Source organism: Burkholderia arboris (assembly GCF_902499125.1).
In the GTDB taxonomy this organism is placed as follows: domain Bacteria; phylum Pseudomonadota; class Gammaproteobacteria; order Burkholderiales; family Burkholderiaceae; genus Burkholderia; species Burkholderia arboris.
In genome coordinates, this window is sequence record NZ_CABVPX010000020.1 from 109,424 (window position 1) to 124,581 (window position 15,158).

A 15,158-nucleotide genomic window follows, 5' to 3' on the forward strand; every position below is an offset into this window, starting at 1 on the left:
CCTGACAACTTTCAACCCAGCGCGGGCGATCCCGGCGGCGCGACGCGCGTCTCGATCGACCCGCAGCATACGGAGATGGCGATGCAGAAGATCCTGGTCGCACGTCCGATCTTTCCGGACGTGATCGAACGGCTCGAGCAGTATTTCGAGGTCGACTGGAACAACGGCGACGCGCTCGCGCCCGATGCGCTCGCCGCGCGTCTGGCCGACAAGGACGGCGCACTGACGGCCGGCGACCCGGTCGGCGCGGCGACGCTCGCGGCGGCCCCGCGCCTGCGCGTCGTGGCGAACATGGCGGTCGGCTACAACAACTTCGACATGGCCGCGTTCAACGCGGCGAACGTGCTCGGCACCAACACGCCTGACGTACTGAACGAGTCGACCGCCGATTTCGGCTGGGCGCTGATGATGGCCGCTGCGCGGCGGATCGCCGAATCCGAGCACTGGCTGCGTGCCGGTCACTGGCAGAAGTGGGCATACGACGGTTTCCTCGGCACCGACATCTACGGCTCGACGCTCGGCGTCATCGGGATGGGCCGCATCGGCCAGGCGCTCGCGCGCCGCGCCCGCGGCTTCGGGATGCAGGTGATCTATCACAACCGTTCGCGGGTCGCGCCCGAGATCGAGGCCGAGCTGAACGCCGAGTACGTGTCGAAGGAGGCGCTGCTCGCACGTGCCGATCACGTCGTGCTCGTGCTGCCGTACACGAAGGAGAATCATCACACGATCGGTGCGGCCGAGCTCGCGCAGATGAAGCCCACGGCGACGCTGACCAACATCGCGCGCGGCGGGATCGTCGACGACGCGGCGCTGGCTGCCGCGTTGCGCGACGGGACGATCGCCGCGGCCGGCCTCGACGTGTACGAGGGCGAGCCGGCCGTGCATCCGGCGCTGCTCGAGGTGCCGAACGTCGTGCTGACGCCGCATATCGCGAGCGCGACCGAAAAGACGCGCCGCGCGATGGCGAACCTCGCTGCCGACAACCTGATCGCCGCACTGGGCGAGGGGGCGCGCGCCGGGCAGCCGCCGAATCCGATCAACCCTGACGTGATCGGGAAGCCGCGCGCATGACGATGACGTTGTTGCTTGCGGCGGTCGTCGTGCTGGCCGTTGCGCTCGCGGTGGCGGTCGTCGCGCTTGTGCGCGGCGGCGGCCGCCACGATGATGTGGCCGTACTCGGCGACCAGATCGAGGACGCCGCGCATGCGCAGGCGCGCGCGGTCGAGCGGCTCGAACGCGAAGTGCGCGGCGAGATCGTCGAGAACGCGCGCGGCTCGCGCACCGAGCTGGCCGGCAGCTTTGCGCAGCTTCAGCAGACGCTCGCCGCGCAGCTGACGAGCGTGGCGACCGTGCAGAACAACCAGATCGAAGGCTTTGCGCAGCAGCTCGGCAAGCTCGTCGCCGGCAATGCGCAGCAGTTCGACGCGATGCGCGAGAGCGTGCAGCGCCAGGCACAGCAGGCGCGCGAGGAGCAGACGGGCGCGCTGCGGCTGTTCGGCGATACGTTGAACCGGCAGCTCACGCAGCTGACCGAGGCGAACGATCGCCGGATCGGCGAAGTGCGCGCGACGCTCGAACAGCGGCTGAAGGAAATCGAGACCAACAACGCGGCGAAGCTCGAGGAGATGCGCCGCACGGTCGACGAGAAACTGCATGCGACGCTCGAGCAGCGTCTCGGCGAATCGTTCAAGCTCGTGTCGGACCGGCTCGAACAGGTCCATCGCGGGCTCGGCGAAATGCAGACGCTTGCGGCCGGTGTCGGCGACCTGAAGAAGGTGCTGACCAATGTGAAGACGCGCGGCACCTGGGGCGAAGTGCAGCTCGAGGCGCTGCTCGAACAGATGCTGACGCCCGACCAGTACGCGAAGAACGTCGCGACGGTGCCGAAGAGCACCGAGCGCGTCGAGTTTGCGATCCGGTTGCCGGGGCGCGACGCCGGCACGCGCGATGCGCCGCCCGTGTGGCTGCCGATCGATGCGAAATTCCCGCGCGAAGATTACGAGCGGCTGATCGATGCGCAGGAGCGCGCCGATGCGGTGGCCGTCGAGGAGGCGGCCCGTGCGCTCGAGGCGCGCGTGCGGCAGGAAGCGCGCACGATCGCCGAGAAGTACGTCGCGCCGCCGCACACGACCGATTTCGCACTGCTGTTCCTGCCGACCGAAGGGCTCTACGCGGAGATCCTGCGTCGCCCCGGCCTGACTGATCTGCTGCAGCGCGACTATCGCGTGACGGTTGCCGGGCCGACGACGCTCACCGCGCTGCTGAACAGCCTGCAGATGGGCTTCCGCACGCTCGCGATCGAGCAGCGCTCAAGCGAGGTGTGGCAGGTGCTGGGCGCGGTCAAGACGGAGTTCGGCAAGTTCGGCGACGTGCTCGCACGCACGAAGGCGCAGCTCGAAACGGTCACGCGCTCGATCGAGTCCGCCGAGCAGCGTACGCGCGTGATGAGCCGCAAGCTGAAGCAGGTCGAGGCGCTGCCGGGCGACACGGCGGCCGGGCTGCTCGGTGCGGAAGGCGCTGATGGCGCCGATGCGGACGACGCGTGACGTGTGGTTGCCGGCAGCAACCGGAACGAAAAAAACGGGCGCCGAGGCGCCCGTTTTCTTTTGAAGCAGTTTCCGACGTGTTCACCGGCGCGGCCGGCCCGCGCTCATCGTCCGGCGAGCGTATCCAGCGCGTCGCCCGTTACGCGAACGATGCGCCAGTCGGGCAGCACGGTTGCGCCCATCTTCTCGTAGAAATCGATCGCGGGCTGGTTCCAGTCAAGGACCGACCATTCGAAGCGGCCGCAACGGCGCTCGACGGCCAGCGCCGCGAGGTGACGCAGCATCGCGGTGCCGAGGCCCGTGCCGCGCTGCGACGGCTGCACGTACAGATCCTCGAGATAGAGGCCGCGACGGCCGAGGAACGTTGAATAGTTGTGGAAGAACAGCGCATACGCGACGATCGCGCCGTCCTGCTCGGCCACCCGTGCTTCGGCGGCGGGGTGTGCGCCGAACAGCGCGTCGGCGAGATCGGCTTCCGTTGCAACGAACAGATCCGTGAGCTTCTCGAACTCGGCCAGCTCGCGCATCAGCGCGAGGATCGCGCCGACGTCGCGCGATTCGGCTGCGCGGATCCGCGGCATGCCGCTCACGCTTCCTCCGGCGGATCGGACAGCACGATCTCGATGCCGCCGAAGCGCGACGCGACCCAGTTGTACGCGTGGCATGCGATCCACAGCAGCACGAAACCGAGGATCGCGTTCAGCAGCAGCGCGCTCAGGATCGTGCTCAGTTCGACCATCCCGTAGCGGATGTACGCGACGAGAATGCCGAGCAGCACGATCGGCACGCTGAACGTCAGGTAGACGAGGATCAGTGCCTTTGCGGTCTGCCCCGCGGCGATCGAGGAGATTTGTTTCTTCATGTGTGGATTGCCCCCGTAGAGATATACCGATAGTGGAATTCAGATCAGGCCGTCGAGCGGCAGGATGTCGACCGGGGTGCCCGCGTCGACTGCCGCGGTATCGTGGCCCAGGACGATGAAACAGTTGGCGGCCGCGAGGCCGCTCAACGATGCGGAGCTCTGCGAACCGGCCGGTGTGACATGCCAGCGGCCGTCGGCGGCGCGCGTCGCGATGCCGCGCAGGTATTCGGTGCGGCCGGGGCGTGTCTTCAGCGCATGCGTGCTGAGCGCCGTGTACATGGCCGGCGGCGGTGTCGGTGCGCCGGCCAGCGTCAGCAGTGCCGGGCGCACGATCGCGTAGAACGTCACGGCGGACGCGACCGGATTGCCGGGCAACCCGAAGAACAGTGCGTGTCCGGCGCCGCCGGCCGCGCGAGCGAGCGTGCCGCAGGCGAGCGGGCGGCCGGGCCGCAGCGCGAGGCTCGCGAACGTCACGTCGCCGAGTGTCGCCATCACGTCGCGCGTGAAGTCGGCTTCGCCGACCGACACGCCGCCCGACGTGATTACCGCGTCGGCCTGCGCGGCGACGGCGTCGCGCAGTGCGGCTTCGAGCGCGGCCGGATCGTCGCGGACGATCCCGAGATCGATCGCGTCGACGTGCAGCCGTTCGAGCATCGCGATCAGCATCCCGCGATTGCTGTCGTACAGCGTGCCGCGGCCGAGCGGCTCGCCGGGCTCGCGCAGTTCGTCGCCGGTCGAGAACACGGCGACGCGCACGCGGCGGCGCACCGTGACGTCGGTGCAACCGAACGAGGCGAGCAGGCCGAGATCGGACGGGCGCAGGATGCGGCCCGCGGCGAGCGCGCAGGCGCCGCGCGCGAGATCCTCGCCGGCCTTGCGGCAGTTCGCGCCGCGCGCGACGTCGTGCGCGGCAAAGCGGATCGTGTTGCCGTCGACGCGCACGCGCTCCTGCGGAATCACCGTGTCGCATCCGGCCGGCATCGGCGCACCCGTCATGATGCGAACGCATGCACCGGCTGCCGTCACGCCGTCGAACGGATGGCCGGCGAACGCGGTGCCGGCGACCGTCAGCGCGACGTCGCCCTGCGGCGACGCGTGCGTGGCGCTGCCGTCGAATGCATAGCCGTCCATCGCCGAGTTGTCGTACGCGGGAATGTCGAACGGCGCGTTCACGTCGGCCGCGAGCACGCGGTCGAGCGCGTCGCGCAGCGTCACCGTGTCGCACGCGTCGACCGGCACCGCGAAACGGCACGCGAGCGCCTGCGCGTCGGCGAGCGACAGCGGCGCATCGGAATCGGGTGCGGTTCGGGAGGCGGGCGAGGATTGCGTGATCATCAGTCGGACTGCGCCGCGAGGCGTATCGGGTTCGTGGCCGGTGGCGCGAGGGGGGCCCTGGGCGCGGGTTGCGCGTGTGGCGGGCGCCGGGCGGGAACGGCGCGGGCGCTTCAGCGGCGGGCCAGCGCGGCGAGTTCCTGCCAGGAGTTGGCATTGTAAAACGCACGCTCGTCGCGAAACTCGACTTCGACCGTCTTGTGGCGTGCGTACCACGCACGCACCTTGCGGTCGCCGGCCGCGAGCCGGGCCGCCAGATCGTCGGCCAGCGACGTGCGCAGCAGCGCGAACGTCGGCTGCGGCGAGCGCACCTGCTGCGCGTCGACGGTCACGGCCATCGCGATGTCGGCCTGCTGGGCGTCGAGCGCTGCGTGCAGCCGTGCGACGAGGTCGGCGGGCAGATACGGCGTGTCGCACGGCGAGCTCGCGACGAGCGGCGCGCGTGCCGCCCGCAGGCCGGCGAGCAGGCCCGCGAGCGGGCCGGGGAAGTCGGGCGTTTCGTCGGCGACGATGCGCGCGCCGAACGGCGCACCCAGCTCGGCATAGCGATCGGCGTGGCGATTCGCGCTGATCAGCGTCTCGTCGACCTGCGGCGACAACCGGCGCAGCACGTGCAGCGCGAGCGGCGTGTCGTCGAGCAGTTGCAGGCCCTTGTCGACACCATCCATGCGCGTGCCGCGCCCGCCTGCGAGCAGCAGGCCGGCGATCGACGGAGAAGCGGAAGCGGGCATCGTACGAAGGCGGAAAGGGCGGCGTGCGTCAGCCGCCGATATAGGACATTTCGACGCGCTTGCCGGCGCCGTCGGGCAGGGCTTCGGCCGACGCGCTGCCCCGCAGCTGCGAATAACGGTCGGTACGGGCCTGCCAGATGCGCGCGATCGCGGTCGCGATTTCGGTATCGCTCGCGCCGCCGCGCACGAGCGCGCGCAGGTCGTGGCCGGTCGATGCGAACAGGCACAGGTACAGCTTGCCTTCGGTCGACAGCCGCGCACGCGTGCAGTCGCCGCAGAAGGCCTGGGTGACGCTCGAGATCACGCCGATCTCGCCGCTGCCGTCCGCATAGCCCCAGCGCTGTGCGGTTTCCGCCGCCGTGTGCGGCTCGAGCGGCACGAGCGGGAAATGTTCGGCGATCCGTGCGACGACGTCGGCCGACGGCAGCACCTCGGTCATGTTCCAGCCGTTCGACGTGCCGACGTCCATGTATTCGATGAAACGCAGGATCACGCCGGTGCCGCGGAAACGCTCGGCCATCGGCAGGATCTCGCTGTCGTTGGTGCCGCGCTTCACGACCATGTTGACCTTGACCGGCGCGAGGCCCGCGGCCTGCGCGGCAAAGATGCCGTCGAGCACGTCGGCGCTCGCGAATTCGGCATCGTTCATGCGCTTGAACAGCGTGTCGTCGAGCGCGTCGAGGCTGACCGTCACGCGCGTGAGCCCGGCGTCCTTCAGCGCGCGCGCCTTGCGCGCGAGCAGCGAGCCGTTGGTCGTCAGCGTCAGGTCGAGGGGGCGGCCGGCGTGCGTCGTCAGGCGCGCAAGGCGCTCGATCAGGAATTCGAGATTCTTGCGCAGCAGCGGCTCGCCACCCGTGATGCGGATCTTCTCGACGCCGTGTGCGACAAAAAGCCGCGCCACACGTTCGATTTCCTCGTGCGTGAGCAGCGCGCTGTGCGGCAGAAACGGGTAGTCCTTGTCGAAGACCGCACGCGGCATGCAGTACACGCAGCGGAAGTTGCAGCGGTCCGTCACCGAAATGCGGAGGTCGCGCAGCGGCCTGGCGAACGTGTCGGCCAGCGTGCCGTCAGGGGCATGCGCGACGCCGGAGACGTCCGGCATCCCGCTGACGTCGGCGAGAGGAATGATGCGTCGGGACATGGTGAATGAAGTGCGAACCAGACTTCTATTTTAGCCGCAAGCGGCCGGCTGGTCCGGTGGGCGGAAACCCGCAGCGCGGACATGAAAAAGCCCGCCGGGGGGCGGGCTTTTCCTGGTCAGGCGATGCGACTTAGTGATGCGTCGTTTCGACCTGCTGCATCGGGGCCGTATCGGCCGGCGGCAGCGTCTTGCGTTCGCGCGGCACGCGGGCTGCGCGCGGAAGTTGCGACGCGGCTTCCTGCGCAGCTGCGAACTTGTCGGCGTCCGTGTTCACCCAGACGAGGCCGGCTTGCTCCAGCACGACATCCAGGCTCGCCGAAGCGGGCGCGGCTGCCGATTGCGCGGGAGCCGGTGCCGGTGCCGGTGCTGCGACGGCCTCGACCGGTGCAGCTTCGACCGGTGCCGGCTCGACAGCCACCGGAGCGGCTTCGGTCGTCGCGGCCGGTGCGGCTTGCTCGACGGGTGCGGATTGCGGCGCCTCGACAGCGGCCGGGGCCGCCGCCGGGACTGCCGGCACTTCGAACGCGTCGGTCGGCGAAACCGCGACCGGTGCCGGGCCGCTTTCCACGACGGCAGGGGCGACCGGTGCCGGTTCTGCTGCCTGGACAGCGACGGCGGGCTCGGCCGGGGCGGCCGGAGCGGCTTCGGCGTGTGCCGGTGCCGGCTGGGCTTCGACCGCGACCGGGGCAGCATGCTGCTCGACGACGGCTTCCACGACGACGGCGCTTGCCACGGCTGCGACGACTGCCGGTGCGGCCGTGTGGGCCGGTTCGGCGGCAGCCGGTGCTGCCTGCGTCACGGTTTGCACGGCGGCTTCGTCATCCGCGCCTTGCTCGGCCTGGTCGACGATTGCGCCGTCTTCCTCGCGCTCGCGACGACCGCCGCGGCGGCCGCGGCGGCGGCGGCGGCGTTCTTCGCCGTCACGCGCGCCGGCTTCCGTATCGGCTGCCAGCTCGGCGTCGGGCAGGGCCTCTGCAACGGCCTTGTCGTCTTCCGCTTCCGGGTGGTTTTCGCCACGGGTGACGGTTTCGAGCGTGGCCGCATGCTGAGTCGGCTTGCGGCGCTCGCGACGCTCGCCGCGTTCCTGGCGCTCGCCACGGCCGCCTGCCTCGACGCCTTCCGGCTGCTCGGCACGCTCGCGCGGCTCGCGGTTTTCGCGCGGCTCACGGCTTTCACGCGGCTCACGGCCTTCACGCGGCTCGCGGCCTTCGCGCGGTTCGCGACCTTCGCGCGGGCCACGGCCCTCACGACCTTCGCGGTTTTCGCGACCTTCACGCGGTTCACGGCCTTCACGCAGTTCACGACCCTCGCGCGGCTCGCGGCCTTCACGCGGCTCGCGCACTTCCTTGCCTTCGCGCTCCTGGCGTTGCGGCTGGCCACGGCCTGCCGCTGCCTGGTCGCGGCCGCCTTGCGCCTGCTGCGTGCCGCCGCGACGGTTGCGGTTGCGATCGCCGCCGCGCTGCTCGGTCTTCTCGGTCCGCTCGCGGGCCGGGCGGGCTGCCTGCTCCTTCGCCGGTGCCGGAGCAACCGGTGCGGGCGCCGGTGCCGGCGACACGCCGAACAGGCCCTTCAGCCAGCCGATGAAGCCGCCGCTTGCCGCGGCGACAGGGGCGGGCGCGGCAACCGGTTCGACCGGGCGCTGCGGTGCCGGGCTCGGGGCCGGACGCTCGGGCGTGATGCCCTTGACCGCGGCTTCCTGCTTCGGCTTCACTTCTGCGGCGCGCTTGCTGTAGCCGGTTTCCGACTCGAGTTCGCGAGCGGCTTCCTCGGCCATCTTCCACGACGCGCGCGGATCGTCGAGGCGCGCATCGTCGTGACGCAGGCGCTCGAGCTTGTAGTGCGGCGTATCGAGGTGCTTGTTCGGGATCAGCACGATGCCGACCTTGAAGCGCGATTCGATCTTGTTGATTTCCTGACGCTTTTCGTTGAGCAGGAAGGCGGTCACCTCGACCGGCACCTGGCAGTGGATCGCCGCGGTGTTTTCCTTCATCGCTTCTTCCTGAATGATCCGCAGGACCTGCAGTGCGGACGATTCGGTGTCGCGGATGTGGCCGGTGCCGTTACAGCGCGGGCACGTCACGTGGCTGCCTTCCGACAGGGCCGGACGCAGGCGCTGGCGCGACAGTTCCATCAGGCCGAAGCGGGAGATCTTGCCCATCTGCACGCGCGCACGGTCGTGCTTGAGCGCGTCCTTCAGGCGTTGCTCGACTTCACGCTGGCTCTTGGCCGATTCCATGTCGATGAAATCGATCACGATCAGGCCGCCGAGGTCGCGCAGGCGCAGCTGGCGGGCGACTTCGTCGGCCGCTTCGAGGTTCGTGCGGGTCGCCGTTTCCTCGATGTCGGCGCCCTTGGTCGCGCGCGCCGAGTTCACGTCGATCGCGACGAGCGCTTCGGTGTGGTCGATCACGATCGCGCCGCCCGACGGCAGCGGCACCGTGCGCGAGTACGCGGTTTCGATCTGGTGCTCGATCTGGAAGCGCGAGAACAGCGGCACGTCGTCGTGGTAGCGCTTCACCTTCGCGACGTTGTCCGGCATCACGATGTCCATGAATGCGCGGGCCTGATCGTGGATTTCGTTCGTATCGATCAGGATTTCGCCGATATCGGGCTGGAAATAGTCCCGGATCGCGCGGATCACGAGGCTCGATTCCAGGTAGATCAGCATCGGCTGGCCGGCATTGCCGCTTTGCGATGCCGCTTCGATCGCGCGCCACAGTTGCAGCAGGTAGTTCAGGTCCCACTGCAGTTCCTCGGCGCTGCGGCCGATGCCCGCGGTACGGGCGATCATGCTCATGCCGTCCGGAATCTGCAGCTGCGCCATCGTTTCACGCAGCTCCTGACGCTCGTCGCCTTCGATCCGGCGCGACACGCCGCCGCCGCGCGGATTGTTCGGCATCAGCACGAGGTAACGGCCGGCGAGCGAGATGAAGGTGGTGAGGGCGGCGCCCTTGTTGCCACGCTCTTCCTTCTCGACCTGGACGATCAGCTCCTGGCCTTCGCGCAGGGCATCCTGGATGCGCGCGGAGCGCATGTCGATGCCTTCCTTGAAGTACTGGCGGGCGACTTCCTTGAACGGCAGGAAGCCGTGGCGGTCTTCGCCGTAGTTGACGAAGCACGCTTCGAGCGACGGCTCGATGCGGGTGATGACACCTTTGTAGATATTGCCTTTGCGCTGTTCGCGCCCGGCTGTCTCGATGTCGATGTCGATGAGCTTTTGCCCATCGACGATGGCGACGCGCAGCTCCTCCTGCTGCGTCGCATTGAACAGCATGCGTTTCATGAACGACTCCAGGCGGCTCCGCTGCCGGCGCCTCGCGGTTGTCAGGCGCGAGGGCGGGAACGACGGCAGGCCGCACCTTGTTGTGTTGTCACAAGCACGCTGGAGCGGGAACGATGGCGGGGAGAATTGCCTGAAGAGGCGCTTGGGCCCGAAACATGGGGCCGGCGGCCATAGGGCACCTGCGAATACGGTTTCAAAGCACGGCGTTCACACACCGCACGCTGCAAAAGCGCGCTAAGCCTGAGTCCGGGCATTGCCACGGGCGCGCGCAATGCGTCGCGCGCACCGACGGGCGGCAGATGCTGCGGCTTGGGCCGCAGCGGGGAGTATCGAATCCAGCCCGACTTTCCCGCTTGGGGTGTACTTCCCTGGTTTGACGTCGCCAAGCCCCGCACGCTTCGCGGGACCAAATCGGGCGCAACGCCGTAATTTTCGCAACCGGCAGCCTGCGGACGCACCTCGCGCCGTCGGGCTGCCGATCAAATTCTTTTCAACCAACTTTCCGTTACCGCGGCGCCTTGCCGACCGAATCCGCCTGTGGGCGCGATCCTTGCCGACGGGCGGCGCCGTGCGTGCAACTTGCTGCATCTCTTTGATTAGGGGCGAGCAGCAGACCCCCGGCGCAAGTAAAATAACGGTTTCCGCTTGCGCCTTGCCCGACTCGGTCGGGGCCGGCCGGTCAGGCCACCCTCAACGTCAGGCTGGGCAAAATTATATTCAGTATGAATGAGTTAGGCAAAATATCCCAGAATTCAGTCGCAAGCGGCCAGGTATCGATGATCGAGATCGACGAAAACTCGGCCGGTCAGCGGATCGACAACTTCCTGTTGCGCGTCTGTAAAGGCGTGCCGAAAAGCCATATTTACCGGATCCTCCGCAGCGGCGAAGTACGCGTGAACAAGGGTCGGATCGATGCGCAGTACCGCCTGGCCCTGGGCGACATCGTCCGCGTGCCGCCCGTGCGCGTGGCGGCGGCGGACCTCGCGCGCGCCGACACGCTCATCGTGCCGCCGGCCAATTTCGACGTGCTGTACGAGGACGACGCGATGCTCGTCATCGACAAACCGGCCGGCGTCGCGGTCCACGGCGGCAGCGGCGTCGCGTTCGGTGTGATCGAGCAGATGCGCCAGGCGCGCCCGCGCGCGAAATTCCTCGAACTCGTGCACCGGCTCGACCGCGAGACGTCCGGGGTCCTGATGCTCGCGAAGAAGCGCACGGCGCTGGTCGGCCTGCATGAGCAGATCCGCGAGAACCGGATGGACAAGCGCTACTTCGCGTGCGCGCACGGCGAATGGCAGCCCGACTGGGGCCGCCGCCGCGCGGTGAAGGCGCCGCTGTTCAAGTATTCGACTCCGGAAGGGGAGCGCCGCGTGCGCGTGCAGGACGACGGGCTGCCGTCGCATACGGTGTTCAACCTCGTCGACCGCTGGTCCGACTATGTGCTCGTCGAAGCGGAACTCAAAACGGGTCGGACCCATCAGATCCGCGTGCACCTCGCGCATCTCGGCCTGCCGATCGCCGGCGACGCCAAGTATGGCGATTTCGCACTGAACAAGGCGCTGGCGCGTGCGAACGCGCAACCGTCGCTGAAGCGGATGTTCCTGCATGCGCACCGGCTGCGGCTTGCCCATCCGCTGACTGGCGAGGCGCTGCAGTTCGACGCGCCGCTGCCGGACGAATGCCGGCGCTTCCTCGATCAACTCAGCGCATTGCGCGATACCGCCTGAACCGCATGGCCCGACAGCAATTTGACCTGATCGTCTTCGACTGGGACGGCACGCTGATGGATTCGACTGCGCACATTGCGCACAGCATCCAGGCCGCATGCCGCGATCTCGGCCTGCCTACGCCGTCCGACGAGGCGTCGCGCTACGTGATCGGCCTCGGCCTGCGCGATGCGCTGCAGATTACCGCTCCGACCCTCGATCCATCCGAGTACTCGCGACTCGCCGAGCGCTACCGCTATCACTATCTGCTCGACGACCAGCGCATCGAGCTGTTCGCCGGCGTGCGGGAACTGCTCGCCGAGCTGCGCGATACGGGCTACCTGCTCGCGGTGGCGACCGGCAAGGGGCGGGTGGGGCTGAACCGCGTGCTCGACCAGTCGAAACTGACGAGCCTGTTCGATGCGACGCGCTGCGCGGACGAGACGTTCTCGAAACCGCACCCGGCGATGCTGCACGAGTTGTCGCGGGAATTGGGGCAGGACCTGGCGCGCACCGTGATGATCGGCGATACGACGCACGACCTGCAGATGGCCGCGAGCGCCGGTGCGGCGGGCGTCGGTGTCGCGTATGGCGCGCACACGGCCGATGCGCTGGCGGCGCTCGCGCCGCGCTTTGTTGCGCCCGATGTCGCGGCGCTGGCCGCATGGCTGCGGGAGCACGCATGAGCGCGGCGCCGGACGCCGTGCGCGTGTGCGCATCGGACGCGCTGAGCGACGGCGGCGCCGGCGTGCGCGTCGATGCGACGCTGCGCGGCGAGCAGGCCGTCGTGTTCTTCGTGCGCTACGACGGTCGTGCGTACGGCTACCTGAACCGCTGCGCGCACGTACCGATGGAACTGGACTGGGCCGAAGGGCAGTTCTTCGAGTCGTCGGGTCTCTATCTGATGTGCGCAACGCACGGCGCGATCTATGCACCGGATACCGGCAAATGCGTCGGCGGCCCGTGCCGCGGCGGCCGTCTGCGGCCGGTCGAGGTCGACGAACGCGACACGCCCGACGGCCGTGCGGTATTCTGGGTGCCCGATGCCGACCTGCATCCCGCCACTCCCGCCACGACCGACTGACGACACCACTGCATGGCCGACCAACCGAATTCCCCGGAATCCTCCTCCCGTCCCGACAGCCGTGAACCGAACTGGGAGCGCGCGGCGCTCGAGCGGATCGCGCTCGCGGCCGTCAAGGAACAGCGCGCGGCACGGCGCTGGAAAATCTTCTTCCGCTTCGCGTTCCTCGGCGTGTTCGTGCTGTTCGCATTCGCGCTGATCGATTTCTCGAGCGATTCGAAATTCTCGTCGAGCGGGCGGCATACCGCGCTCGTGACGATCGACGGCGAGATCGCGGCCGGCGTCAATGCGAATGCCGACGACATCAACACGGCGCTCGACGCCGCATTCGACGACGACGGTACCGCCGGCGTCGTGCTGCGGATCAACAGCCCAGGCGGCAGCCCCGTGCAGGCCGGCATGGTCTACGACGAGATCCGGCGGCTGCGTGCGAAGCACCCGGACAAGCCGCTGTACGTCGTCGTGACCGACATGTGCGCTTCGGGCGGCTATTACATCGCGGCCGCGGCCGACAAGATCTTCGTCGACAAGGCGAGCATCGTCGGGTCGATCGGCGTGCTGATGGACGGTTTCGGCTTTACCGGCCTGATGGGCAAGCTCGGCGTCGAGCGCCGCCTGCATACGTCGGGCGAGAACAAGGGCTTCTACGATCCGTTCTCACCGGAAACGCCGAAGATGGATGCGCATGCGCAGGCGCTGCTCGACCAGGTGCACGCGCAGTTCATCAAGGCCGTGAAGGATGGCCGCGGCAAGCGGCTGCACGAGACGCCCGACATGTTCTCGGGCCTGTTCTGGACCGGTGAGAAGAGCGTCGAGCTCGGGCTCGCCGACGGCTACGGCACGACCGACACGGTGGCGCGCGACGTGCTGAAGGCGCCTGATCTCGTCGACTACACGGTGAAGGAAAGCCTGACGAACCGTGTCGCCCGCAAGTTTGGCGCGGCCGTCGGCGGCGCCGCAATGAAGGCGCTGACGGCCGGCGGCGCATCGGTCAGCCTGCGCTGACTGGCCGGCGGCGGGCCGCAACGGCCCGCCCCGAGTCACCGGTTCGCCGGCCGCGGCTTCAGTTCGCGAGCAGCAGGAAGATTGCGGGGCGCTTGTGCAGATTCGGCGCAGGCGCCTTTTTCCAGTCGGTCACGGTGCGGCTCGCGATCGTCTCGGTCGCGAGGGTCAGATCGGCCGCGACGCAGATCTGCGTCGACGGCGCGCAGGTCGCGACCAGCGTGTCGAGCATCGCCTGATTCCGGTACGGCGTTTCGATGAAGATCTGCGTCTGGCGCGCCTTGCGTGACAGTTGCTCAAGTTCGCGCAGGCGTTTCGCGCGCGCGGCCGCATCGACCGGCAGGTAGCCGTTGAACGCAAAGCTCTGGCCGTTCAGGCCCGACGCCATCAGCGCGAGCAGGATCGAACTCGGCCCGACGAGCGGCACGACCTTCACGCCGCGCTCGTGTGCGCGGCGCACCAGCAGCGCGCCGGGATCGGCGACGGCCGGGCAGCCGGCCTCCGACACGAGGCCGGCGTCCGCGCCGGCCAGTATCGGCGCGAGCAGCCGGTCGATGGCGCCGGCCGGCGTATTGACGTTCAGTTCGCTGATCTCGATTTCCTGGATCGGGCGCGTCGTGCCGATCTTCTTCAGAAACGCGCGCGTCGTCTTCGCGTTCTCGCCGATGTAGTAGCCGAGCGTGCCGGCGCGAGCCTGAACGGCCGCGGGCAGCACGGCGGCGAGCATCGATTCGTCGCCTTCGCCGAGCGTGTTCGGGACGAGGTAAAGCGTGCCGGCGGTCATGCGCGGTCTCCACGGGTGGTTGCAAACAGCGGGTATTCGGCGGCGCGCAGCATCCGCGTGAGCGCGATCAGCGGCAGGCCGACGAGTGCGGTCGGGTCGTCGGAGTCGATCGCGTCGAGCAGCGCGATGCCGAGCCCCTCGGATTTCGCGCTGCCGGCGACGTCGTACGGCGTTTCCGCGCGCAGGTAGGCGTCGAGTTCGGCCTCGGGCAGCGAGCGGAAGCGCACGTGCGTGACGACGTCCTCGACCTGGGCTTCGTCCGTGCGGCTGTCGTACAGGCACAGCGCGCTATGAAATTCGACTTCGCGGCCCTGCATCGACACGAGCTGCGCGAGCGCGCGCTCATGCGTGCCGGGCTTGCCGATCTGCAGGCCGTCGAAGGTCGCGACCTGGTCCGACCCGATCACGAGCACGCCGTCCGGCGCGTCGAGCGTCGCGGCCACCGCGCGCGCTTTCGCGCCGGCGAGGCGCAGCGCGGTCGCGGCTGGCGTTTCGCCGGCAAGCGGGGTTTCGTCGAGGTCGGGCGACAGGACGTCGAACGGCACGCCGAGGCGCTCGAGGAGCGCGCGGCGGTAACGGGAACTGGAGGCGAGAATCAGCCGCGGCGGGCGGCAAACGGTATCCGGCATGGTCGGTTGGATCGGTGAGTCGTCAGGTGTGGCGCGGCGTTGCGCGGACGCAAGCTTA

The 15,158-nt window shown here is 68.8% G+C and carries 14 protein-coding genes; 6 read left to right on the forward strand and 8 right to left on the reverse strand.

What is annotated here, in order from left to right:
- Positions 1-81: 81 nt before the first annotated feature.
- Both BLA15945_RS23565 and rmuC read left to right on the forward strand, forming a co-directional pair.
- Positions 82-1,071 (forward strand): 2-hydroxyacid dehydrogenase, encoded by a 990-nt coding sequence (locus BLA15945_RS23565; RefSeq protein WP_174993486.1) that lies wholly within the window; start codon positions 82-84, stop codon positions 1,069-1,071.
- Positions 1,068-2,546, forward strand: a complete 1,479-nt coding sequence (gene rmuC / locus BLA15945_RS23570) for a DNA recombination protein RmuC (RefSeq protein WP_174993487.1) — start codon at positions 1,068-1,070, stop codon at positions 2,544-2,546. Before BLA15945_RS23565 ends, rmuC begins: the two co-directional genes overlap by 4 nt.
- Positions 2,547-2,650: 104 nt before the next feature.
- Here rmuC and BLA15945_RS23575 read toward each other — a convergent pair whose 3' ends face one another.
- The 6 genes from BLA15945_RS23575 to BLA15945_RS23600 form a co-directional block, all read right to left on the reverse strand.
- Positions 2,651-3,136, reverse strand: coding sequence for a GNAT family N-acetyltransferase (locus BLA15945_RS23575; RefSeq protein WP_174993488.1), 486 nt, complete (start codon positions 3,134-3,136; stop codon positions 2,651-2,653).
- Positions 3,133-3,408 carry a hypothetical protein gene (locus BLA15945_RS23580; protein WP_006476519.1) on the reverse strand — a complete coding sequence of 92 codons (276 nt, stop codon included), beginning with the start codon at positions 3,406-3,408 and terminating at the stop codon, positions 3,133-3,135. The genes BLA15945_RS23575 and BLA15945_RS23580 overlap by 4 nt, the downstream gene beginning before the upstream one ends.
- Before the next feature lie 39 nt (positions 3,409-3,447).
- On the reverse strand, positions 3,448-4,743 hold the full coding sequence (gene moeA, locus BLA15945_RS23585) for a molybdopterin molybdotransferase MoeA (RefSeq protein ID WP_174993489.1): 1,296 nt from the start codon (positions 4,741-4,743) through the stop codon (positions 3,448-3,450).
- A 110-nt stretch (positions 4,744-4,853) separates the two neighbouring features.
- On the reverse strand, positions 4,854-5,471 hold the full coding sequence (gene mobA, locus BLA15945_RS23590) for a molybdenum cofactor guanylyltransferase MobA (protein WP_174993490.1): 618 nt from the start codon (positions 5,469-5,471) through the stop codon (positions 4,854-4,856).
- Positions 5,472-5,499: 28 nt separating this feature from the next.
- A complete protein-coding gene (moaA, locus tag BLA15945_RS23595; protein ID WP_174993491.1) occupies positions 5,500-6,612 on the reverse strand; it encodes a GTP 3',8-cyclase MoaA in 1,113 nt (370 codons plus the stop codon).
- A gap of 130 nt (positions 6,613-6,742) precedes the next feature.
- Positions 6,743-9,895, reverse strand: coding sequence for an Rne/Rng family ribonuclease (locus BLA15945_RS23600; RefSeq protein WP_174993492.1), 3,153 nt, complete (start codon positions 9,893-9,895; stop codon positions 6,743-6,745).
- Positions 9,896-10,617: 722 nt separating this feature from the next.
- Here BLA15945_RS23600 and BLA15945_RS23605 point away from each other — a divergent pair.
- Genes BLA15945_RS23605 through BLA15945_RS23620 form a run of 4 tightly spaced genes read left to right on the forward strand, consistent with a single transcriptional unit; the run spans position 10,618 to position 13,690 of the window.
- On the forward strand, positions 10,618-11,622 hold the full coding sequence (locus BLA15945_RS23605; protein ID WP_059235388.1) for an RluA family pseudouridine synthase: 1,005 nt from the start codon (positions 10,618-10,620) through the stop codon (positions 11,620-11,622).
- Positions 11,623-11,627: 5 nt separating this feature from the next.
- Complete coding sequence (locus BLA15945_RS23610; protein WP_059235386.1) at positions 11,628-12,287, forward strand: HAD-IA family hydrolase; 660 nt, start codon at positions 11,628-11,630, stop codon at positions 12,285-12,287.
- Positions 12,284-12,685: a Rieske (2Fe-2S) protein gene (locus tag BLA15945_RS23615; RefSeq protein ID WP_059235383.1), complete on the forward strand. Its 402-nt coding sequence runs from the start codon at positions 12,284-12,286 to the stop codon at positions 12,683-12,685. Before BLA15945_RS23610 ends, BLA15945_RS23615 begins: the two co-directional genes overlap by 4 nt.
- Positions 12,686-12,697: 12 nt before the next feature.
- Positions 12,698-13,690: a S49 family peptidase gene (locus BLA15945_RS23620; protein WP_059235382.1), complete on the forward strand. Its 993-nt coding sequence runs from the start codon at positions 12,698-12,700 to the stop codon at positions 13,688-13,690.
- A 58-nt stretch (positions 13,691-13,748) separates the two neighbouring features.
- On the opposite strand, the gene BLA15945_RS23625 is transcribed toward BLA15945_RS23620, so the two are convergent.
- Both BLA15945_RS23625 and BLA15945_RS23630 read right to left on the reverse strand, forming a co-directional pair.
- The gene (locus BLA15945_RS23625; RefSeq protein ID WP_059235380.1) at positions 13,749-14,471 is read right to left on the reverse strand and encodes an SAM-dependent methyltransferase; all 723 of its coding nucleotides are present in this window, start codon (positions 14,469-14,471) and stop codon (positions 13,749-13,751) included.
- Positions 14,468-15,100, reverse strand: a complete 633-nt coding sequence (locus BLA15945_RS23630) for a Maf-like protein (protein ID WP_059235378.1) — start codon at positions 15,098-15,100, stop codon at positions 14,468-14,470. Before BLA15945_RS23630 ends, BLA15945_RS23625 begins: the two co-directional genes overlap by 4 nt.
- Positions 15,101-15,158 lie beyond the last annotated feature (58 nt).